General features: G+C 72.9%; 20 protein-coding genes and 1 pseudogene. 13 read left to right on the forward strand and 8 right to left on the reverse strand.

What is annotated here, in order from left to right; translation table 11 throughout:
• Both AQJ30_RS39625 and AQJ30_RS30730 read left to right on the forward strand, forming a co-directional pair.
• Nucleotides 1–368 (forward strand): annotated as a pseudogene (locus AQJ30_RS39625) (2-oxoacid:acceptor oxidoreductase subunit alpha); the annotation flags it as partial.
• Nucleotides 361–1,440, forward strand: coding sequence for a 2-oxoacid:ferredoxin oxidoreductase subunit beta (locus AQJ30_RS30730; protein ID WP_067240463.1), 1,080 nt, complete (start codon nt 361–363; stop codon nt 1,438–1,440). The pseudogene AQJ30_RS39625 and the gene AQJ30_RS30730, both read left to right, overlap by 8 nt.
• Nucleotides 1,441–1,462: 22 nt before the next feature.
• On the opposite strand, the gene AQJ30_RS30735 is transcribed toward AQJ30_RS30730, so the two are convergent.
• Nucleotides 1,463–1,882 (reverse strand): winged helix-turn-helix transcriptional regulator, encoded by a 420-nt coding sequence (locus tag AQJ30_RS30735; protein ID WP_067240465.1) that lies wholly within the window; start codon nt 1,880–1,882, stop codon nt 1,463–1,465.
• 92 nt (nt 1,883–1,974) lie between these two features.
• Between AQJ30_RS30735 and AQJ30_RS30740 the strand changes: the two genes are divergently transcribed.
• Both AQJ30_RS30740 and rarD read left to right on the forward strand, forming a co-directional pair.
• Nucleotides 1,975–2,829 (forward strand): NAD(P)H-binding protein, encoded by an 855-nt coding sequence (locus tag AQJ30_RS30740; RefSeq protein WP_067240466.1) that lies wholly within the window; start codon nt 1,975–1,977, stop codon nt 2,827–2,829.
• A 160-nt stretch (nt 2,830–2,989) separates the two neighbouring features.
• Nucleotides 2,990–4,018, forward strand: a complete 1,029-nt coding sequence (gene rarD / locus AQJ30_RS30745; protein WP_067240468.1) for an EamA family transporter RarD — start codon at nt 2,990–2,992, stop codon at nt 4,016–4,018.
• Nucleotides 4,019–4,058: 40 nt separating this feature from the next.
• On the opposite strand, the gene AQJ30_RS30750 is transcribed toward rarD, so the two are convergent.
• Entirely contained in the window at nt 4,059–4,676 is a 618-nt protein-coding gene (locus tag AQJ30_RS30750) for a CGNR zinc finger domain-containing protein (RefSeq protein WP_079084411.1), read from the reverse strand.
• Nucleotides 4,677–4,697: 21 nt separating this feature from the next.
• Between AQJ30_RS30750 and AQJ30_RS30755 the strand changes: the two genes are divergently transcribed.
• Together AQJ30_RS30755 and AQJ30_RS30760 are read left to right on the forward strand one after the other, a co-directional pair.
• Nucleotides 4,698–5,165 (forward strand): VOC family protein, encoded by a 468-nt coding sequence (locus AQJ30_RS30755; protein ID WP_067240470.1) that lies wholly within the window; start codon nt 4,698–4,700, stop codon nt 5,163–5,165.
• A 177-nt stretch (nt 5,166–5,342) separates the two neighbouring features.
• Nucleotides 5,343–6,290, forward strand: coding sequence for a M28 family metallopeptidase (locus tag AQJ30_RS30760; RefSeq protein WP_067240472.1), 948 nt, complete (start codon nt 5,343–5,345; stop codon nt 6,288–6,290).
• Between the two features lie 46 nt (nt 6,291–6,336).
• Here AQJ30_RS30760 and AQJ30_RS30765 read toward each other — a convergent pair whose 3' ends face one another.
• Complete coding sequence (locus AQJ30_RS30765) at nt 6,337–7,704, reverse strand: hypothetical protein (protein WP_067240474.1); 1,368 nt, start codon at nt 7,702–7,704, stop codon at nt 6,337–6,339.
• Between the two features lie 219 nt (nt 7,705–7,923).
• Between AQJ30_RS30765 and AQJ30_RS30770 the strand changes: the two genes are divergently transcribed.
• Genes AQJ30_RS30770 through AQJ30_RS30780 form a run of 3 tightly spaced genes read left to right on the forward strand, consistent with a single transcriptional unit; the run spans nt 7,924 to nt 10,397 of the window.
• On the forward strand, nt 7,924–8,445 hold the full coding sequence (locus AQJ30_RS30770; RefSeq protein WP_067240476.1) for a DUF6668 family protein: 522 nt from the start codon (nt 7,924–7,926) through the stop codon (nt 8,443–8,445).
• Nucleotides 8,442–9,758, forward strand: coding sequence for an amidase (locus AQJ30_RS30775; protein WP_079084412.1), 1,317 nt, complete (start codon nt 8,442–8,444; stop codon nt 9,756–9,758). Before AQJ30_RS30770 ends, AQJ30_RS30775 begins: the two co-directional genes overlap by 4 nt.
• A gap of 60 nt (nt 9,759–9,818) precedes the next feature.
• On the forward strand, nt 9,819–10,397 hold the full coding sequence (locus AQJ30_RS30780) for a flavodoxin family protein (RefSeq protein ID WP_067240478.1): 579 nt from the start codon (nt 9,819–9,821) through the stop codon (nt 10,395–10,397).
• Nucleotides 10,398–10,410: 13 nt separating this feature from the next.
• On the opposite strand, the gene AQJ30_RS30785 is transcribed toward AQJ30_RS30780, so the two are convergent.
• The 4 genes from AQJ30_RS30785 to AQJ30_RS30800 form a co-directional block, all read right to left on the reverse strand.
• Nucleotides 10,411–11,298, reverse strand: coding sequence for an ABC transporter permease (locus AQJ30_RS30785; RefSeq protein WP_067240480.1), 888 nt, complete (start codon nt 11,296–11,298; stop codon nt 10,411–10,413).
• Nucleotides 11,285–12,310: an ABC transporter ATP-binding protein gene (locus tag AQJ30_RS30790; protein ID WP_067240481.1), complete on the reverse strand. Its 1,026-nt coding sequence runs from the start codon at nt 12,308–12,310 to the stop codon at nt 11,285–11,287. The genes AQJ30_RS30785 and AQJ30_RS30790 overlap by 14 nt, the downstream gene beginning before the upstream one ends.
• A gap of 26 nt (nt 12,311–12,336) precedes the next feature.
• A complete protein-coding gene (locus AQJ30_RS30795) occupies nt 12,337–13,578 on the reverse strand; it encodes a LolA family protein (RefSeq protein WP_067240483.1) in 1,242 nt (413 codons plus the stop codon).
• A gap of 564 nt (nt 13,579–14,142) precedes the next feature.
• Nucleotides 14,143–15,153 carry a polyprenyl synthetase family protein gene (locus tag AQJ30_RS30800; protein ID WP_067240485.1) on the reverse strand — a complete coding sequence of 337 codons (1,011 nt, stop codon included), beginning with the start codon at nt 15,151–15,153 and terminating at the stop codon, nt 14,143–14,145.
• A 710-nt stretch (nt 15,154–15,863) separates the two neighbouring features.
• Between AQJ30_RS30800 and AQJ30_RS30805 the strand changes: the two genes are divergently transcribed.
• Nucleotides 15,864–16,349 (forward strand): transglycosylase SLT domain-containing protein, encoded by a 486-nt coding sequence (locus tag AQJ30_RS30805; protein WP_067240486.1) that lies wholly within the window; start codon nt 15,864–15,866, stop codon nt 16,347–16,349.
• A 67-nt stretch (nt 16,350–16,416) separates the two neighbouring features.
• Here the strand turns inward: AQJ30_RS30805 and AQJ30_RS30810 are convergent, their stop codons facing one another.
• Nucleotides 16,417–17,241, reverse strand: coding sequence for an HAD family hydrolase (locus AQJ30_RS30810; RefSeq protein WP_067240488.1), 825 nt, complete (start codon nt 17,239–17,241; stop codon nt 16,417–16,419).
• Nucleotides 17,242–17,575: 334 nt separating this feature from the next.
• Between AQJ30_RS30810 and fahA the strand changes: the two genes are divergently transcribed.
• From fahA to AQJ30_RS30825, 3 genes are all read left to right on the forward strand, one after another.
• Nucleotides 17,576–18,787, forward strand: a complete 1,212-nt coding sequence (gene fahA / locus AQJ30_RS30815) for a fumarylacetoacetase (protein ID WP_067240490.1) — start codon at nt 17,576–17,578, stop codon at nt 18,785–18,787.
• A 155-nt stretch (nt 18,788–18,942) separates the two neighbouring features.
• Nucleotides 18,943–19,881, forward strand: coding sequence for a M56 family metallopeptidase (locus tag AQJ30_RS30820; protein WP_067240491.1), 939 nt, complete (start codon nt 18,943–18,945; stop codon nt 19,879–19,881).
• A 309-nt stretch (nt 19,882–20,190) separates the two neighbouring features.
• On the forward strand, nt 20,191–20,979 hold the full coding sequence (locus AQJ30_RS30825; protein WP_067240493.1) for a GntR family transcriptional regulator: 789 nt from the start codon (nt 20,191–20,193) through the stop codon (nt 20,977–20,979).
• The last annotated feature ends 139 nt before the right edge of the window (nt 20,980–21,118 follow it).

Here is a 21,118-nt window from a genome sequence, read left to right on the forward strand (position 1 = left end):
GGCAGGCCAAGATCGACGGGATCGAGGTGCCCGACGTGGAGGTGGACGACCCGCACGGCGCCCGCACCCTGGTGCTCGGCTGGGGTTCCACCTACGGGCCGATCACCGCCGCCGTACGCCGGCTGCGCACGGCCGGGGAGTCCATCGCGCAGGCCCACCTGCGCCACCTCAACCCCTTCCCGCGCAACCTCGGGGAGGTGCTCCAGCGGTACGACAAGGTCGTGGTCCCGGAGATGAACCTCGGCCAGCTCGCCACCCTGATCCGGGCGAGGTACCTGGTGGACGCGCAGTCGTACAACCAGGTCAACGGCATGCCGTTCAAGGCGGAACAGCTCGCCACGGCGTTGAAGGAGGCCATCGATGGCTGAGACGACCACGGAGGGCACCGGCGCGATCGAGGCGCTCTCACTGGTGCCGAAGGCGGAGGCCCGGCAGTCGATGAAGGACTTCAAGTCCGACCAGGAAGTGCGCTGGTGCCCCGGCTGCGGTGACTACGCGATCCTCGCCGCGGTGCAGGGCTTCATGCCCGAGCTCGGCCTGGCCCGCGAGAACATCGTCTTCGTCTCCGGCATCGGCTGCTCCTCCCGCTTCCCGTACTACATGAACACCTACGGGATGCACTCCATCCACGGCCGCGCCCCCGCCATCGCCACCGGCCTCGCCGCCTCCCGCCGCGACCTCAGCGTCTGGGTCGTCACCGGCGACGGCGACGCCCTCTCCATCGGCGGCAACCACCTCATCCACGCCCTGCGCCGCAACGTCAACCTCAAGATCCTCCTCTTCAACAACCGCATCTACGGCCTCACCAAGGGCCAGTACTCGCCCACCTCCGAGGTCGGCAAGATCACCAAGTCGACACCCATGGGCTCCCTCGACGCCCCCTTCAACCCGGTCTCCCTCGCCCTCGGCGCCGAGGCCTCCTTCGTCGCCCGCACCGTCGACTCCGACCGCAAACACCTCACCGAGACCCTCCGCCAGGCCGCCGCCCACCCCGGCACCGCCCTCATCGAGATCTACCAGAACTGCAACATCTTCAACGACGGCGCCTTCGACGCCCTGAAGGACAAGCAGTCCGCCGAAGAGGCCGTGATCCGGCTGGAACACGGCCGGCCCATCCGCTTCGGCGGCGACCTGTCCAAGGGGGTCGTCCGGGACGCGCGGACCGGTGACCTGAAGGTGGTGGCGGTGACGCCGGAGAACGAGGACCAGGTCCTGGTGCACGACGCGCACGCGGCGTCCCCGACGACGGCGTTCGCGCTCTCCCGGCTGGCCGACCCGGACACACTGCACCACACCCCCATCGGGGTGTTCCGCTCGGTGGACCGGCCCGTCTACGACGCGCAGATGTCCGACCAGCTCGACACCGCGATCGAGCAGCAGGGCAAGGGCGACCTGGCCGCGCTGCTGGCGGGCGGCGACACCTGGACGGTCGTCGGCTGAGGAAGTCAGCCGCAGCGGTGTGTCACGAGGCCCGGGACCTGAGGTCCCGGGCCTCGTCGTACGCCCGGCGGGCCTCCTCCACCTGTCCCAGGCGGTCCTGGGTCCACCGGGTGAGCGCGCGCACCTGCTCCGCCGCCTCGCGGCCGAGGTCGGTCAGCGAGTAGTCGACGCGGGGCGGGATGACCGGGTGGGCGTCGCGGTGGACCATGCCGTCCCGCTCCAGGGTCTGGAGGGTCTGGGTGAGCATCTTCTCGCTGACGTCCCTGCCGTACCGGCCCACCGCACGGCGCAGCTCGCTGAACCGGTAGGGGCGCTCCAGCAGCTCGACGAGGACGAGGACGCCCCAGCGGCTGGTGACGTGCTCCAGCACGAGGCGGTGGGGGCACATGCGCTCGGCGCCGGAGGCGGTGACCCCCGGGTTGCTTCGGTTACTTACGGCCATGCCAGTACCTTACTTCAAAGTGGGTACTTTCGTTCAGTTAGCGCCAGCTCTAGGGTTAGTGCATCAGCCACCCCCACAAGGAGTTGTGAACCATGGGCATCGTCGTCACCGGAGCCACCGGACACCTCGGCCGCCACGTCGTCGAGCAGTTGCTGGAGAAGGTCCCGGCGGAGCAGATCACCGCCGTCGTGCGCGACGAGGCGAAGGCCGCCGACCTCGCGGCGCGCGGGGTGCGGCTGGCCGTGGCCGACTACAACCGGCCCGAGACCTTCGACGGGGTCGTCGCGGCCGGCGACAAGGTCCTGCTGATCTCGGGCAACGAGTTCGACAAGGGCCGCCCCCAGCAGCACCGGGTCGTCATCGACGCGGCCAAGGCCGCCGGCGCCGCGCTCCTCGCGTACACCAGCGCCCCCGGCACCCTCACCGCCGCGCTCGCCGACGACCACCGCGCCACCGAGGAGACGCTGCTCGCCTCGGGCCTGCCGTACGTGCTGCTGCGCAACGGCTGGTACCACGAGAACTACACCGAGAACCTCGCGCCCGTCCTCGAGCACCACGCCGTCGTCGCGGCCGCCGGCGAGGGCCGCGTGTCCTCCGCGTCCCGCGCCGACTACGCAGCGGCCGCGGTCGCCGTACTGACCGGCGAGGGCCACGAGAACGCGACGTACGAGCTGGGCGGCGACACCGCGTGGAGCTTCGCCGAGTACGCGGCCGAGCTCAGCGCGCAGACCGGCCAGGAGATCGTCTACAACGCCGTGTCCGCCGAGGCGCTCACCGGCATCCTGACCGGCGCCGGGCTGCCCGCTCCGCTGGCCGAGGTCTTCGCGGGCGTCGACGCCTCGATCGAGAAGGGCGAGCTGGTCGTCGCCGGCGGCGACCTGTCCCGGCTGATCGGCCGCCCGACGACGCCGCTGTCCGAGGCGATCGCGGCGGCGCTCAAGGGCTGAGCCGCGAAGTCGATCACGTCCGTCGATACGTCTGTCGATCACGCTTGAGTGGCTCCCACCCTCGTCGGTCATGACCGTATGGCGATACGGGCATGACAGACGGGGGTCCGCGGCGTTACCTTCGACCACGCGTGCGTGCGTGAAGTGAGAAGGAGTGGCCGTGGCCGGAAAGTCCAGGAGCGAGCAGCGCATAGGTCTGCTGAACGGCTTCGCGGCCTATGGCATGTGGGGGCTGGTCCCCCTGTTCTGGCCGCTCCTCAAGCCCGCCGGCGCGGTGGAGATCCTGGCCCACCGGATGGTGTGGTCGCTCGCCTTCGTCGGCGTCGCCCTCCTCTTCATCCGGCGCTGGGCCTGGGCCGGTGAGCTGCTGCGGCAGCCACGCAGGCTCGCCCTGCTCACCGTCGCCGCCGCGGTGATCACCGTGAACTGGGGCGTCTACATCTGGGCGGTGAACGCCGGGCACGTCGTCGAGGCGTCCCTCGGGTACTTCATCAACCCGCTGGTCACCATCGCGATGGGCGTGCTGATCCTCAAGGAGCGGCTGCGGCCCGTGCAGTGGGCGGCGGTCGGTGTCACTGTCGTCGCCGTGGTCGTCCTGACCGTCGGCTACGGCCGGCCGCCGTGGATCTCCCTGTGCCTGGCCTTCTCGTTCGCCACGTACGGGCTGGTCAAGAAGAAGGTCAATCTCGGCGGGGTGGAGTCACTGGCCGCGGAGACCGCGATCCAGTTCCTGCCCGCGATGGCCTACCTGACGTGGCTGAGCACCCGCGGCGAGTCCACGTTCACCTCCGAGGGCGCGGGCCACTCCGCCCTGCTGACCGCGACCGGCGTGGTCACGGCGATCCCGCTGGTCTGCTTCGGCGCGGCGGCGATCCGCGTGCCGCTGTCCACCCTGGGGCTGCTGCAGTACCTGGCGCCGGTCTTCCAGTTCCTGCTGGGCATCGCCTACTTTCACGAGGAGATGCCGGCCGAGCGCTGGGCGGGCTTCGCCCTGGTGTGGCTGGCGCTGTCGATGCTCACCTGGGACGCGCTGCGCACCGCGCGGCGGGCGCGGCGGTGGGAGCCGGTGAGTGAGCCGGTCGGGTCGCGGGTCGCACCGGCCGTTACGGCCGACACGGCCGCCTCCGCTACCGCTGCGTCCACCGCTACGGCTGCCTCCGCTGCTACGACTGCGGCGACCGACGCCTGACTTGGGGCGGGCGGGCCTGCCGGGTGGGCGGCGAGTCCCGCTAGGCGGTCCTGCCGCGGGCCCGGTGCGCCCGCACCTTCGCCCGGTTCCCGCAGTGCTCCATCGCGCACCACCGCCTGCGGCCCGGGCGTGAGGTGTCCACGAACAGCAGGGAGCAGTCGTGGGCGCCGCACTCGCGGACGCGCTCGGCGTACGGCCCGGTGAATAGGTCGACCGCGTCGCGCGCGACGGTCGACAGCAGGCCGGTCCCGGTGGCGCCCTGCGCCCACGCGCGCGTGCCGTCGGCGAGGAGACGGGCCACCAGTGGAGGCGCCGCGGCCGCCGCGTTGACCACCTCGACGTGCCCCGCGTCGAGCGGCCGGCTGTGGGCGCGGTCCGCCGCCAGGAGGAACAGGGCGTCGCGGACGGCCCGTGCGCGCTCCAGCTCGGCCCCGGAGACGGTGAGATCCAGCCCGTCGGGGAGGCGGCTGCGGGCGGCCCACGCCACCAGGTCGGCGGGCTCGTGCAGCACCTCGTACCGCGCGAACGCACCCGGCCCGCCGGTCGTCAGCAGCTCCAGGCAGAGGGCGCCCGGGTCGAAGCGGTAGGGCTTGCCGTCGTAGGAGACCAGGGTCAGACCGGGTGACCGTTCCGGCGGTTCCGTTGCGCGCTCACTCACGTAACCAATATAAGTGGTTACATGACGCAGACCACTCCCGCACCCGTGCACTTCAAGCTCGTCGTCGACTGCGCCGACCCGCACGCCCAGGCCGACTTCTGGGCCGCCGCGCTGCACTACGAGACCGAGGACAACAGCGCGCTGATCGAGCGGCTGCTCGCGATGGGCGCACTGCCCGGCGAGGCCACCGTGGAGTTCCACGGCCGCCCCGCCTTCCGCGACCTGGTCGCCGTACGCCACCCCGACGACCCCGTCGACGCGGACAGCGGCACCGGGCTGGGGCGGCGGCTGCTGTTCCAGCGGGTGCCGGAACCCAAGACCACGAAGAACCGGCTGCACCTCGACCTGCACGTGGGCGGCGAGCGCCGCGCCGGGGAGGTCGAGCGGCTGACCGCGCTCGGCGCGCGCGTGGAGCGGGAGGTGAAGGAGCCGTCGGGCCAGTGGGTGGTGATGACGGACCCGGAGGGCAACGAGTTCTGCGTGCAGTGAGGGTGGGCGGGGGCGCTTCGATAGGTGAACTCCGTGTCTGGATGGCGCTCTTGACGCAAAGTCAGTCCCGGCTTCACCATCCAGGCACCCCATTCACCGTGGGTTCCTGTGGGCTCCCCCGCGCCTTCCGTGGCGGCCGTCCCAGGGGAACCCCGCTGGAAGCCGGAGTCCCCCACCATGAAGCTCTCCGTTTCCGGGCGCGCGGCGGCCGCTGCCGTCGTCGCCGCCACCACCCTCCTCGCCACCGGGTCCCTGGCCGGCGCGGCGCCCGCCACCCCCGCGGTCGCCGCCGCGCCCGACCTCCCCGTGGCCAACGTCAAGGCGCACCTGTCCCAGCTCCAGTCCATAGCGACCGCCAACGGCGGCAACCGGGCGCACGGCCGCACCGGTTACCGGGCCTCGCTCGACTACGTGAAGGCCAAGCTGGACGCCGCCGGGTTCACCACGACCATCCAGCAGTTCACGTCCTCCAGCCGCACCGGCTACAACCTGATAGCCGACTGGCCCGGCGGTGACACCACGCGGGTCCTCATGGCCGGCTCCCACCTCGACAGCGTCACCGCGGGCCCCGGCATCAACGACAACGGCTCCGGCTCGGCCGCCGTCCTGGAGACCGCGCTGGCGGTGTCCCGCGCCGGTCTCCAGCCCACCCGGCACCTGCGGTTCGCCTGGTGGGGCGCGGAGGAACTGGGGATGGTCGGCTCCCGCTACTACGTCAACAACCTGTCGTCGGCCAACCGCTCACGGATCAGCGCCTACTTGAACTTCGACATGATCGGCTCGCCGAACCCCGGCTACTTCGTCTACGACGACGACCCCACCATCGAGCAGACCTTCAAGACGTACTTCTCGGGCCTCGGCGTCCCCACCGAGATCGAGACCGAGGGCGACGGCCGCTCCGACCACGCCCCGTTCAAGAACGTGGGGATACCCGTGGGCGGCCTGTTCAGCGGCGCCGACTACGTCAAGACGTCGGCGCAGGCGGCCAAGTGGGGCGGCACGGCCGGCCAGCCCTTCGACCGCTGCTACCACTCCTCGTGCGACACGATCGCCAACCTCAACGACACGGCCCTGGACCGCAATGCCGACGCGCTGGCGTACGCGGTGTGGACGTTGTCCTCGTAGCGGGGTGGCGCTGTCCCCGTAAGGGAGCGGAGAGGCCGACCCTCTCTCACGCTCCGGCGGTGCGGGCCCGCTGGGCCAGGCGGAGCATACGGGCGCGGGCCGACTCGAGCTCCTCGGCGTCCTCGGCGGCCGGGCCGTCCTCGGCCGCCAACTCCGTCCACAGCCCGATCAGTTCCGTGCCCAGGTTCAGGCCCTGGAAGGGGTCGCGTACGGCACGCCAGGCCGCGGCGGCGCTCTGGACGTTGCCGTACGCGGCCTCGGCGTCGCCCGCGCGGCGGTGGACGCCGGCCAGTTCCAGGGAGACGTGGAAGGCGCGCAGCGCGTCGCCGGACAAGTAGGCGATGTAGGCGCCCAGTTCGCGGAGCCTCAGCACCTCGGGGTGGGCCGGGCCCAGCGCGCTGGACGCCTCGGCCACGGTCCGCTCGGCGAGCTGTGCGGCCGCCTCTATGCGGCCCTCCCTGACCGCCTCGTTGATCCGTGCGGTCGGCTCGGCGAGCACCGCGGGCGTCCCGTCGGTCCCGGTCACCGTCCGGGGGTCCTCCCCGAGCACCGCCTCGGCGACCGCGTCGAACCCCCGCGCGGGCGTGTGCTGGGGCTCCGGGTCGGCCTCGGCCAGCGCGGGACCCAGCTCCAGACCGAGGTCGCGGGTGGCGGGGGACACCGGGGCGGCGACGGGGGCCGGGGGCTGCGCCGGGTCCGTGGGGACGGCCGTCGCGTGCTCCGGGGACGGGTCCATCGCGGGGGGCGGGCCGAAGACGCCCGTCGGCTGGGCGACCGTGCCGGGCGCGGGGGCCGCGTCCTGCGCCTCGGGCACCGCGCGCAGCCGGAACGTCGGCGCGGCGTCCCGCACCGGCTCGGACACGGACCGCAGGAGGTGCGTGGGCTTGTCACGAGCCGGCTCGGAGGACGGGGGCGGTCCGGGAGTGGTGGAGTGGTCCGACGCGGCCGGGTCCTCGGCGACGTCCGGGTGCTCGGGGACGGGCGCGGGCCTAGGCTCAGGTGAGTGCGGGGGCGCAGGCGCCGGCGCGCGCTCCGGCGGGGCAACAGGCACCGGCGGCGCCGCCGCCTCCCCCAGCGGTGCCATCCGCGCCGGCTCCCCCGTGAAGTGGCTCGAACCGTCCGTGTCGACCCGCAGCGGAACGACGTAGCCGATGCGCGTGTCGTGGACGGTGGCGAGCACGGGGTGCCCGGTGGCGAGGGCGATGCGGTGCAGGTGGCGCAGCACGGCGTGCTGCGTCTCCTCACCGTCGGCCGCGGCGACCGGCACCCCGCCGATCGTCGCGCCGGCCCCGCCCGGTCCCGCACCGGGGACGCGGACGTCGAGCGGCACCACGCCGGCCGTCGGACTCCCGGCGGCGAGCATCTGGTCCCGCTTCTTCTCGCGGTTCGTCTTCTCGCGGCTCAGTCGAGACATCGGTTCCCTCACACTCGGATGCGTGGGGAAGCCGTAGGGCTCCGCTCCCCAGCGTCACGATCCGGTCCTGCACGTACTGTTGAAGTCTCACCGCTCGCCCCCGGTGCACACGTCACCACGCTGTCACAGCATCGTTCCAGGAACCCACCGCACCCGGGACGCCGCACCGGACACCGGGGCCCGCGGCGGTTGACGGCCGACGAGGAGGGGGTACGGCAGATGCGGACGACGGACGCGCGCGGCGGACCGGAGATCTGGCTGCGCGGCCCGGTCGCCCCACCGGAGCCGGGTGCGTACGGCCCCGCCGCACCCCCTGGTGCCCCGCGCCGTTTCTCCTGGCTGGGCGCGCACGGCGGCGCCGGCGCCACCACGCTGTCCCGCGTCTACGGCGGCCACGACTGCGGCCGCGGCTGGCCCGGCCCCGGCGACCCGGCGTCGGTGCTGCTCGTCGCCCGCACGCACGCGTACGGCATCGAGGCGGCCCTGCGCACCCTGGAGGTCTTCCGGCGCGGCCAGGCGCCGCGCGGGCTCGACCTGGGCGCGGTGGTGCTGGTCGCGGACGCGCCGGGCCGGCTGCCGCGCCCGCTGGCCCAGGGTGTGCGGCTGCTCGAGTCCGTCGTGGACGTCCACCGCGTCCCGTGGGTGCCCGCGTGGCGCCTCGGCGACCTCACCGGCCCCCCGCCGCGCGACACGGACGCGCTCACCCGCCTCACCGGCGCGCACGCCGGCTGGAGCGGATGACGCCGGAGCGCGGACCCGGGGGTCCCTCGGCCGGCTCCGGCGAGACCGTGGACCACGGCACCCACGCCCACTCCCTCGCCGCCGCCGTCCGCGCGGGACGCGTGCGTGCCGTCGATGTCGTCGCCGACGCACTGGAGCGGATCGCCCGTACCGACCGGTCCCTGTGCGCCTTCCGCGAGGTGTGGGAGGAGGACGCGCTGCGGCGGGCCGCCGAGGTGGACGCGCGGGTCGCCGCCGGTGAGCGGCTGCCGCTGGCCGGGGTGCCGTTCGCGGTGAAGGGCCGGCACGGGCTGCGGTCGGCGGGGCCGCTGGTGGCCGCCGGGTGCGTGGCCGTGGGCGCCACCGCCGTACCGGGGCCGGGCACGCCGTGGCAGACCTGGGGCCTGGGCCGGTACGGCCGCACCGTCAACCCGTGGCGGGCCGACCGTACGCCGGGGGGCTCGTCGGCGGGGGCCGCGGTGGCCGTGGCCGCGGGAGTGGTCCCCCTCGCGACCGGCGGCGACGGGGCCGGGTCGGTGCGGATACCGGCCGCCTGGTGCGGCGTCCTCGGCCTCAAGACGACCAACGGCCGCCTGCCCTCCGCCGACCGTACGGGGCTGGCGGCGCCCGGGGTCCTCGTACGGTGCGCCACGGACGCGCGGGCGTGGTGGACGGCGGTGACGGTGGGGGCGGCCGGGACGACGGGGATGGCGGGGGTGGCGGGGACGGGGGTGGCCGGGGAGGGTGCGGCGGTGAAGCCGCGTCCGCTTCGCGCCGTCTGGTCACCCGATCTGGGGTTCGCCGACGTCGACCCCGAGCCGGTGGCCGTCGCGCACGCCGCCGCGCTGCGGCTCGCCGACTCCGGGGCCGTACGCATCGAACAGGACCTGCCCGGTCCGAGGGATCGGCGCGCTGCAAGGGACCGGCGGGCTCCAAGGGGCCGGCGACCCGCCCCGGAGGGTGCGCCCCTGCGGCTGGAGGACCCGGCCGACGCCTGGCTGGCCCTGCGGACCGCCTCCGGCGACGACCCCCTCGCTCTCGCCCTCGCCCGCCGGATCCGCGCCGTGAACGACCGGCGCCTGGACGCGCTGTTCCGGCGGACCGATCTGTTGCTGACGCCGACCACCCCGTGCGCCGCGCACGGCCACAACGGCCCCGGCGAGCGCTATTCGACCGCGCTGACTTGGTCCTTCAACCTCAGCGGGCATCCGGCGCTCAGCATCCCGGCGGGGTTCGGGTCGGACGGGTGCCCGCTGGGACTCCAGGTGGTCGCTCCGCGCGGCGGTGAGCGGGCGCTGCTGGACTTCGCGGAGCTTTTACATTCTGACGCATAAGATGCGTACGCATATGATGGACGTCGATCTGGACGTCGATCGATCCTCAGGGAGGCCCCCGTGACCCGACGTTTCCTGTTCGTGCTGGGCAGCAGTCGCCCGGACGGCAACACCGAACTTCTCGCGCGGACCGCCGCCGAGCAACTGCCCGCCGGGACCGAGCAGGAGTGGTTCGACCTGGCCGAGCAGCCGCTGCCCGACTTCGTGGACGTGCGGCACGACGCCGAGATACCGCGCCCGGAGGGCGCCGCGGCACACCTCCTCGACGCGACGCTCGCCGCGACGGACCTCGTGATCGCCTCGCCGCTGTACTGGTATTCGGTGTCCGCGCAGACCAAGCGCTACCTGGACCACTGGGCGGGCTGGCTGCGCCTGCCCGGCGTCGACTTCAAGGCGCGCATGGCGGGCCGCACGCTGTGGGGCGTCACCGCGCTGGCGCACGAGGAGTTCGAGGTCGCCGATCCGCTGGTCGGCACCCTGCGCACCTCGGCCGCGTACCTCGGCATGCGGTTCGGCGGGGTGCTGCTCGGGAACGGCAGCAAGCCCGGTGACGTCCGCACGGACACCGAGGCGCTGGCCCGGGCGAAGACCTTCTTCGCGCAGGAGGCACCCCTCGCGCGCTTCCCGTACGAACGCTGAGCCGTGCCCGGGCTCAGGTGGTGATGTCCTTCGTCGTGAAGCGCGCCCAGGCCGCCGAACCGAACACGGCCACGTAGAGGGCCTGGAGGCCGAGGTTCTTCTGGAGGTCGTCCCAGTAGATGGGCTCGCGCATCAGATCGGCGAAGGACAGCCAATAGTGCGGGAAGAGGTACGGCTGGACCGCGTGCAACTGCGGTATCTGGTCGACGATCTGCACGGTCGTCAACAGGCCCACGGTCGTCGCCATCGCCGCGATGCCGCTGTTGGTGAGCGTGGAGACGAACAGCCCGAGCGCCGCGACCCCCAGCAGCGACGCGGCGACGACCAGCGCGATCAGCAGGGCGCGCGCCAGCCCCTCCCCGAACGTGATGCGGGTCCCCGAGATGGTGGTGAGGTCGCCGAGCGGGAACAGCAGCGCGCCGACCGCCAGGGCGGACACCGCCACCACGAGCGTGGCCAGCAGGCAGAAGGCGACCGTGGTGGCGTACTTGGCGAGCAGCAGGCGCGTACGGCCGGCCGGGGCGACGAGCAGGTAGCGCAGGGTGCCCGCGCTCGCCTCGCCCGCGATCGCGTCACCGGCGACGACCCCGACGGCCATCGGCAGGAAGAACGGCAGTGTCGCGGCCAGCGCGGTGAACACCAGGAACAGCCCGTTGTTCGTCACCTGCGCCATGAACGCCGGTCCCGCGCCCCCGTCCCCGCCACCGGAGCCCCCGCCCGAGCCGCCGTCCGACTCGATCTTGACGGCGATCCCGACCAGCACCGGCACGGCGGCCAGCACCGCCAGCAGCGCGAGGGTCCGCCAGCGCCGCAGGGTGACGGTGAACTCTCCGGCGAAGAGCCCGAGGCTCCAGGACCTGCGGACCCGCACGCCCGCGCCCGCGGTGTCAGCCCGCGACATCGAACCCCTCCCCCGTCAGCGCCACGAACGCGTCCTCCAACGAGGCCTCGCGCACGCCGAAAGCGCGCACCCGGACGCCGGCGGCAACCAACGCGGCGTTCAGCTCGGCCGGTTCCCGCTCCGGCGGCTCGCCGGTGACCCGGTCGCCCCGCTCCTCCACGACGACGTCGCCGACACCCTGCTCCTTCAGCACGCGCGCGGCCTCCGCCGTGTCGGGGGTGGTGACGACCAGCCGGCCACGCGCGCGTGCGGCCAGCTCCGCCACGGCGCCCTGCACCAGCAGCCGCCCACGCGCCATCACGGCCGCGTGCGTGCAGACCTGCTCGATCTCGTCGAGGAGGTGGGAGGACAGGAAGACGGTGGTGCCGTCGGACGCCAGTTCCCGCACCAATGACCTGATCTCCCGCATGCCCTGCGGGTCGAGTCCGTTGGTGGGCTCGTCCAGGACGAGCAGCCGGCGCGGCTGGAGCAGCGCCGCGGCGAGCCCGAGCCGCTGCTTCATGCCGAGCGAGTACGCGCGTGCCCTCTTGCCCGCGGCCGCCGACAGCCCCACCCGCTCCAGCGCCGCTCCGACCCGGGCACGCCGGGTGCGCGGGTCGGCGGTGGGGTCGGCGGCGTCGTAGCGCAGCAGGTTGTCCCGGCCGGACAGGTGTCCGTACAGGGCGGGCCCCTCGATGAGGGCGCCGACCTGCGGCAGTACGGTGCGCACGGCCCGGGGCATGGGCTGCCCGAGCACGCGCGCCGTGCCGGAGGTCGGCTCGATCAGCCCCATCAGCATGCGGATGGTGGTGGTCTTGCCGGAGCCGTTGGGGCCGAGGAAGCCGAAGACGCTCCCCTCGGGGACGGTCAGGTCCAGGCCGTTCACGGCCACGTGCCCGCCGCGGAAGCGCTTGGTGAGGGCACGGGTGCGGATGACGGCGGCGTCGGCAAGGTCGCCGTCACTCGGGTGGTCCCCGGCGTCTGCTGGACCGCCGTCCTCGGCGTGGCCGCCGTCCTCCGCTCCCGTGCCCATCGGCTCCCCGTGTGTCCCGTCCCGGTCTACTTCTTCGCCGCCGCGTCGGCGGCCTTCACCAGGGCGTCCTTGGTGACCGCGCCGGCGTAGACCTTGCCGTCGTCGGTGATGAGGGCGTTGACCAGGCGCGTCGAGAAGACGGTCCCGGAGCCGAACTTGCCGGTGGCCTTGTCGCCGAAGGAGCCGAGCAGGTCGCCGAACGCCCCCGCCTCGCCGCCCGACGGCTTGGAGGCGGACGGCAGCTCGCTGCCGGAGCCGGTGTCGAAGGTGGCGATGGAGTCCCATCCGTCACCCAGGACGTTCAGCCCGTCGAGGCCGCCGAACCCCTCGCCACCGGGGAGGCCGGCGCCACCCTTGCCCTTGGCCCTGTCCGCCACCGAGTGGCCGGCGTCGTCGGCCTCGGTGACCTTCGCGCCCTTGGGCGGGGTGAAGTCGAAGGTCGAGGCGGCGGGCTTGGCGAAGCGGACCTGGGTGAAGCCGACGTCCACGACGGCGGCGCCGCCACTCTTCGGGGTGAGGGTGAACTTCAGGGGCAGCCCCGTCTTCGCGTCGACGGCGATGCTGATGGCACCGACGGTGGAGTCGGCGTCCTTCGGCTTGACGAGCAGCTTGTAGGCGTCGCGTCCGGCCACGTGCACCGTGCCGTCCACGGTGACCGACGTCGTGCCGTCGACGGCCTTGAGGGCCTGGTCGGCGAACTCCTTCGGGGTGGGCGCCTGCTCGGCCCCGGTCCTGCCGCTCTCCTTGCCGTGGGCGTCGGTGCCCTCGGGGGACTTGGAGTGGTACACCTCGTCGGTGGCGCTGTCGTAGCCCCACACGTCCGCGCCGTTGTGGATGACGCTGTACTCGGCGGCCTTCTCCAGCAGGGAGACCTTCTGCCGGTCGGGGCCGTCGGCGGCGATCCGCAGGGTGTGCGTGCCGGAGGCGAGTTCGGTCAGCCGCGCGGAGGGGTCGGCCGAGGAGCCGTCCCCCGCGCCGCCGGCGCCACCGCCGGCGGACGCGAGGCTGCCTGCCAGACCCCCGAGGTCCGGCAGGCCGAGGTCGGTGGTGATCTTCACGGTGCCGGAAAGCTGTTCGACGTCCGAGGCCGCGATCTTCTCGATCAGCTGCTGTGCCGTGATCTTCGGCAGGTCGGGGTCGCCGGAGTCGGCGAGCGCCGGGACCAGCCCGATGGTCGCCGCCGCCACGCCCACCACGGTCACGGGGACGACGTACCGCACAGCCTTGCGCCGGCCACTGGTGGTGTCGTCGGATGCGTACGGTGCCATGTGTGCCTACCTCCGTAGTCGGCGGCAACTGCCGCCATTCTCACCCGAATCGGTGAGCAGTGGTGAAGTCCGTGACATCCATCTGACCAAATCCCCCGGCGTTAGGCGTCAACCCGCGGAGCCAACTCGATGTACGCCTGGGGTATGACGTGAGGGTGGAGGGGGCCCTTAGGGGTAGGCGGGGGAGGTCGCGGCGGCGGGCGCGGGGCGGGGCTGCGGTAGCGGCGCGACGCCGGGGCGGCCGAGGGGCGCCCGGGGAGGGCGGAGTCCTCGGCCGGGTGCGGAGTCCTGTCGGGAGGGCGGGTCGTCGCAGGGAGGGTGAGTCCCGGGCTGGATGCGGACCTCTGCCGGGGTGGCGGGTCCGCGTCGGGACGCGGAGCCCTGCGGGGATGCGGGGGCCCTCACCGGGAACCCTCACGGGGGACGGCCGGGAACCCTCACGGGGGACGGGGAGCCTCCGCCAAGACGCGGGACTCCCGTCGGGATGCGCGGCCTCCGCAAGATGCGGAGCCCTCGCCGTACCGGGATGCCGGCGCGAAGCCCCAGGGGCGGGGCGGGGTCGCGTCAGCCCGCCCGGTGGACCACCAGGTCGCACAGCTCCACCAGCGCCCGCTTCGCGTCGCACTCCGTCAGCGGGGCCAGCGCGGCCCGCGCCTCCTCGGCGTAGCGCACGGTGTCGCGTCGCGCCTGCTCCAGCGCGGGGTGCGCCCGCAGCGCGGCCAGCGCCTCGGCGTGCCGCGCGTCGTCGCTCAGGTCGGAGTCAAGGAGCTCGCACAGCGCGACGTCCTCGGGGTGCCCCAGCCGGGCCGCCCGCTCGCGCAGCCGCAGCACCGGCAGCGTGGGGATGCCCTCGCGCAGGTCCGTGCCCGGCGTCTTGCCCGACTCGTGCGAGTCCGAGGCAACGTCCAGCACGTCGTCCGCGAGCTGGAAGGCGACGCCCAGCCGTTCGCCGTACTGGGTGAGGACGTCCACGACCGTCTCGTCGGCGCCGGACATCATCGCCCCGAACCGGCACGAGACCGCGACCAGCGACCCGGTCTTGCCGCCGAGGACATCGAGGTAGTGCTCCACGGGATCCCGGCCGTCGGTCGGCCCGGCGGTCTCCAGGATCTGACCGGTCACGAGCCGTTCGAACGCGAGCGCCTGCACCCGCACCGCCTCGGGCCCGAGGTCCGCGAGGATCTGCGAGGCACGCGCGAACAGGAAGTCGCCGGTCAGCACGGCCACCGAGTTGCCCCAGCGGGTGTTCGCGCTGTCCACCCCGCGCCGCACGTGGGCCTCGTCCATGACGTCGTCGTGGTACAGCGTGGCCAGGTGGGTCAGCTCGACGACGACGGCCGACGGCACGACCCCGGGCGCGTACGGGTCGCCGAACTGCGCCGCGAGCATCACGAGCAGCGGCCGGAACCGCTTCCCGCCCGCCCGCACGAGGTGCTGCGCGGCCTGCGTGATGAAAGGGACCTCGCTCTTGGTGGCCTCGAGCAAGCCTTCCTCGACAGCCGCCAATCCGCGCTGGACATCGGCTTCCAGAGCCTGGTCCCGCACGCTCAGCCCGAACGGCCCGACGACGGTCACGAGGGATCTCCTGTCTGCTGGTGTCTGCTGGCGCTCACGCGGTTTGTCGATAGGTCGCTGCCATCACTCAAGTCAGCGTATCCGGTCACCTTTCGATCACCGAGAGGCCCCGGGGCTGCCAGACAGGCGGAAACAGACATTTATCCACTTACCGGAAAATAGCAATTTCGATCACGCGGCCACATTCATTAGCCACTAGTTGAGTCTATTGCCCGATTTGCCACTCTTGTCGACGGTGGTGAGTTGGCTCACTTCCGCCCCTCGGGCCCCTTCCGTCCGACGCCGCGTCTACTTCCTTCCCGGCTCGGCGAGTTGATGCTTGGCAACTGCAAAGGATCAAGCACGCCAAAAGCCTCAAACAAAGATCAATAGGCCCGAGCTGTGAATCCGCTACTTGTTCCGGACATGTGCTCTCGCATACGTTCCCGGCCGTCGGGCGGACGCCGAATCCTGCCACCGCCCGGTCCCACCCATCGACGACCACTCACGCACGGCAGGAGCGGGGGACCCAGGTAGAACGCCGACGCAAACGTCGTACACAGTACGCAGTGATCAGTGCCGAGCACCCAGTACCCGGCACCGGTCACGCAGTGCGACGCACCGCGCCGGCTTGGGGTGAAGCCGCGTCGCCGTCCCCACGGCGGCCGGCCGGGCACCTCCCAGCCCGAACCCGACAGCTCACCTCGCAGGCGACGGAGAGGAACTTCCCCATGTCCGCAAACGCTCAGCCCCGTCGTGCCCGCATGAGCCGTCTCAAGCGCACCCTCGTCCTCGCCGGCACCGGCGCGGCCGTGCTCGCCGTCCCGCTGGTCGGTGCGACCAGCGCCTCCGCGGCCACGACCGCCACCACCGCCTCGACCACGGTCGCCGGTTACCCGAACAACCTCGACGGCTGGATCCGCGAGTCCCTCGCGATCATGGCCCAGAAGGGCATCCCGGGCAGCTACGACGGCATCTACCGCAACATCATGCGCGAGTCCTCCGGCAACCCCAACGCCATCAACCTCTGGGACTCCAACGCCGTCGCGGGCACCCCCTCCAAGGGCCTGCTCCAGGTGATCGACCCGACCTTCGCCGCCTACCACGTCGACGGCACCTCGTGGGACCCGTACGACCCGGTCGCCAACATCACCGCCGCCTGCAACTACGCGGCCGACCGCTACGGCTCGATCGACAACGTGTTCGGCGCGTACTAGGCCTCCCTGCGGCAGCCCTGCCGGAGGGCGCGCGAGCAGCGCGCGCACGGGTCGGAGCGCCCGCGGGTCAGAGGAAGAGACGTTCGAGGACGACGGCCACGCCGTCGTCCTCGTTCGACGTCGTCACCTCGTCGGCCACCGCCTTGAGCTCCGGATGGGCGTTGGCCATCGCGACCCCGTACCCGGCCCAGTCGAACATCGGCACGTCGTTGGGCATGTCCCCGAAGGCGACCGTGTCGGCCGGGCCGACCCCGAGGTGCTCGGCGGCCAGTGCCAGTCCCGTCGCCTTGGTGATCCCGCACGGCTGGAGCTCCACCGTACCCGGCCCCGACATGGTGACCGTGGCCAGCGAGCCCACCACCGAGCGGGCCGTCGCCGCCAGCTCGTCGTCGGACAGGTCGGGGTGGCGCAGCAGCACCTTGCTGATCGGCGCGCACCACAGGTCGTCGCGCCGCTCGACCCGCAGGGCCGGCAGGGTCGGGTGCGGCATCCGGTAGCCCGGCTCGATGAGCGTCAGCCCGTCGACGCCGTCCTGGTCGACGGCGGCGTACACCTGGCCCACCTCGGCCTCGATCTTGCCCAGCGCGGTCTCCGCCAGCTCCCGGTCCAGGGTGACCGACCACAGCAGGCGATCGGTGCCGGCGTCGTACAGCTGCGCACCCTGTCCGCACACCGCGAGCCCCCTGCCGCGCAGGTGCTCCAGCAGCGGCCGCACCCGCGGAGCCGGCCGGCCGGTCACCACCAGGTGGCGGACGCCGGCGTCGGTGACGCGCGCCAGCGCGAGGAGCGACCGGTCGGAGAAGGTGTCGTCGCCGCGGAGCAGCGTTCCGTCCAGGTCGGTGGCGATGAGCGCGTACGCGGAGCGCCGGGCAGGGGTGAGGGGTGCGGCCATGATCAGAGAATACGGACATCGCGTCTCGCCGACTCATTTCCGGTTGACGGGAGTTGGGGCCTGTCTGTCAGCTTTCACTCCCGTCTGACACTGACCGGAAAAGATCTCCCCCGTCTCGTTTTCCGTCCGTTGCGGCACATCGAGGTGTATGCGGTACTTCGGCACGCGGCCGTCGCCACGACACCCCAGCGGAACCGACGGCCGGCCCGTCCTTCTCACCGGTGCCGCCCCGTGCCGCTCGTGCCAGGTCAGCCGTAACGTGTGGCCCGGCTCCCGCCGACGGCGGGGCACCCGCGAGCACGACATGGCGAACACGAAAGCGAGGCAGCACCCGATGCCCCCGTTCGACCTTCCCGAGGGCGACCCCTTCGGCCCGCACAACCTCCCGTACGGCGTCTTCTCCCGCCCCGGCAACCCGGAGCGCACGGTCGGCGTGCGGCTCGGCGACCACGTCCTCGACGCGGGCGCCGCGGCCCGGGCCCTCGGCTCGCCGCACGCGGTCCTCCTCGCCGCGCCGACCCTCCACCCCCTGCTGGCGGCCGGCCGGCCGACGTGGTCGCAGGTGCGCGCCGCGCTGCACGCGTGGGTGACCGACCCGGCCCACCGGCCGGTGCTCGAACCGTTGCTGCACCCCCTGTCCTCGGTGACCCTGCACCTGCCGTTCGAGGTCGCCGACTACGTCGACTTCTACGCTTCCGAGCACCACGCGCGAAACGTCGGCCAGATCTTCCGTCCCGACGCGGCCGACTCCCTCACCCCGAACTGGAAGCACCTGCCGATCGGCTACCACGGCCGGTCCGGCACGGTCGTGGTGTCCGGCACCGACGTCGTGCGCCCCGCGGGGCAGCGCAAGGGCCCGGCCGACCCGACCCCGGTGTTCGGCCCGTCCGTCCGGCTCGACATCGAGGCGGAGGTCGGCTTCGTCGTCGGCACGCCCTCGCCGATGGGCAGCCCGGTCGGCCTGGACGGCTTCCGCGACCACGTCTTCGGCCTGTGCCTGCTGAACGACTGGTCGGCCCGCGACATCCAGGCCTGGGAGTACGTCCCCCTCGGACCGTTCCTCGGCAAGTCGTTCGCCACGTCGGTGTCCGCCTGGATCACCCCGCTCGAAGCCCTCGACCACGCGCGCGTGGCCCCGCCGGAGCGCACGCACCCCCTGCTGCCCTACCTGGACGACTCGGCGCAGGAACCCGCCGGCTACGACCTGCGCATCTCCGTCGCGATCAACGGCCACGTGGTCTCCGAACCCCCCTTCTCCACCATGTACTGGACCGCGGCCCAGCAGCTCACCCACATGACGGTCAACGGCGCCTCCCTGCGCACCGGCGACCTGTACGGCTCCGGCACCGTGAGCGGCCCGAGCGAGCGCGAGCGCGGCTCCCTGCTGGAGCTGACCTGGAACGGCCGCGACCCGCTGGAACTCCCCGACGGCAAGCGGACGTTCCTGGAGGACGGCGACGTGGTGACCCTGTCGGCGTGGGCCCCGGGCCCCGACGGCCTGCGGGTGTCCCTGGGCGAGGTGACCGGGCGCATCGTCGCGGGCTGACGGACGAGGCGGACGGCGTCATACTGGCGGTTACAGGCGGCGGGCACGGCCTCCGAGCACGGCTCGCCGCCCCCGCACCGCCAGAGCCGTGTCCCGCCTCGTAGCACCACGCACGTCCACAGCAGCTCGTCCCGACCGGATCCGGAGCCCGTGGCATGACCGTCTGCCTGCTCCTGCTGAGCGCCGTCGTCCTCATGGCCGCCTGGCCGGTCCCCCGCGCCCTCACGCGCGCGTCCTGGCCGGAACAGGAACCGGTCGTCGCCCTGTGGGTCTGGCAGTGCCTGGTCGCCACGGTGCTGCTGTGCTGTCTGACGGCCCTGACCCTGGGTGCCGCCGCCGTCTTCCACACCGTCCGCACCCAGGTCTTCGCCCCCGCGCCGCCCGGTGTGGCCGAGGCGTACGACCTCACCACCGCCCCGGTCTGGGCCGCCAGCCTCACCGTGCTGCTGGCCTGCGGGGCCGCCTGGACCACGGCGATGCTCGCCCGCGAGCTCGTCGAGGCCCGCCGTCGGCGCGGCCGGGCCCGCGCCCACCTGCGCGAGCGGGCCCCCGACCTGCCCGGCGGTCTGCCGTCCGGCCGCGGCCCCCTGCTGGTCCTGGAGGACGAGTACCCGGACGCCTGGTGGCTGCCCGGCAGCCCGCCCCAGCTGATCGTCACCACCGGTGCGCTGCACCGCCTCACCTCCCACCAGCTCGACGCCGTCCTCACCCACGAACGCGGCCACGCCCGCGCCCACCACGACTGGCTGCTGCACCTGTCGACCGCCCTGGCGACGGGCTTCCCGCGTGTCCCGCTCTTCACCCACTTCTGCGACCAGACCCACCGCCTGGTCGAACTCGCCGCCGACGACACGGCCTCCCGCCGCTGCGGCCACCTGACCACCGCCCTCGCCTTGATCGAACTGAACCAGCACCGGGGCGTCCTGTCCTGCGCCAACAGCCACCGCCTCCTGGGCGAGCGCGTCGACCGGCTGCTGGAGCCCCCGCCGCGGCTGGACCGACGCCACCGCGCCCTGACGACGACCGTGGCGTCGCTGGTCCCGCTGCTCCCGCTGTTGATCACATTCGCACCGGGGCTGACGGCACTGGCCTGAGCTCGGCGGCACTGCCCTCTCATCCGAGGGTGAGCGGGCGGCCACCGGTGTTGCGCCTGACTCAAGCACCGGTTACTTGCCGGGGGCGGCCGCACGGGTCCGGCGGCACCGGCACGAGCCGGGCCGGGTGGGGCGGTGCCGGTGACGACCGGCGCGGCCCGCGCCGATGTGGCGCTTGTCCCGCCGGCAGTGGCAGATCTTGCCGCGAAGGGCAAGGAACCGCAGATCAGCGCGCTTGCCGACCTGCCGTCAGGTGGCGCAACACTTCCGCAACACCCCTTTTCCTAGCGCCTCGGTATGGTTCCAGCCATGCCACCCACCGACCGCATCCGGGACCACGCCGGCCAGGGTGCGACCACCGTCGCCGCCCACCGCGCGCGGCGCAGGCTGCGCGCGGATCGGGCACGCCAGCTCGCCGACCTGCTCCGCCGCCAACTGCTCACCGACGGCTTCGGGTCCGGCACGCTCCCCCATGAATCACTGCTCGCCACCGACTACCGCACCTCCCGCAACACAGTCCGCGAAGCGCTCGACCTGCTGCGCTCCGAGGGCCTCGTCGACCGCCTACCGGGCGTCGGCACGGTCGTCGTCGCCCGGAAGTACCCCCACGGGCTCGACCGGCTGATGGGTCTGGCCGAGACCCTGCACGAACACGGCCGCGTCACCAACGAGGTCCGCACCGTGGGCCCGGTGTCGGCTCCGGCCCCTGTGGCCGACCGGCTTCACCTCCCGCCCGGCGCCGACGTCCTGTACATCGAACGCCTGCGCCGCCTGAACGGCCTGCCCCTCTCCCTGGACCTCACCTACATCCCCCTCGACCTCGGCACCGCCCTGCTCGGCGCCGACCTCGAGAACACCGACGTCTTCCGCCTCCTGGAGTCGATCACCGGCCGCCCCCTCGGCCATGCCGACATCACACTGGAGGCGGTGAACGCCGACGCCCACTCCGCCGCCGTCCTGGAGGCACCGCGAGGCGCCGCCGTCCTGATGCTGGAACGCCTGACGCACCTCGCCGACGGCCGCCCCGTCGACCTGGAGTTCATCCGCTTCCGCGGCGACCGCATCTCGATGAGCGGCCTGCTGCACCGCACCGCCTGATCCCGACCGTTCTCATCTGCCCGTCCCCGTTCGTCAGTTCTTCTCGGCGTTCGCGCTGCCGACGCCTGCACTCCTTCATCGTTCGGCGGGACCTCGTCGGTTCACGACCGGGCGGACCATTTCGGGAAATCCTTCTCTG

It is taken from the genome of Streptomyces longwoodensis (assembly GCF_001514125.1).
GTDB lineage: Bacteria > Actinomycetota > Actinomycetes > Streptomycetales > Streptomycetaceae > Streptomyces > Streptomyces longwoodensis.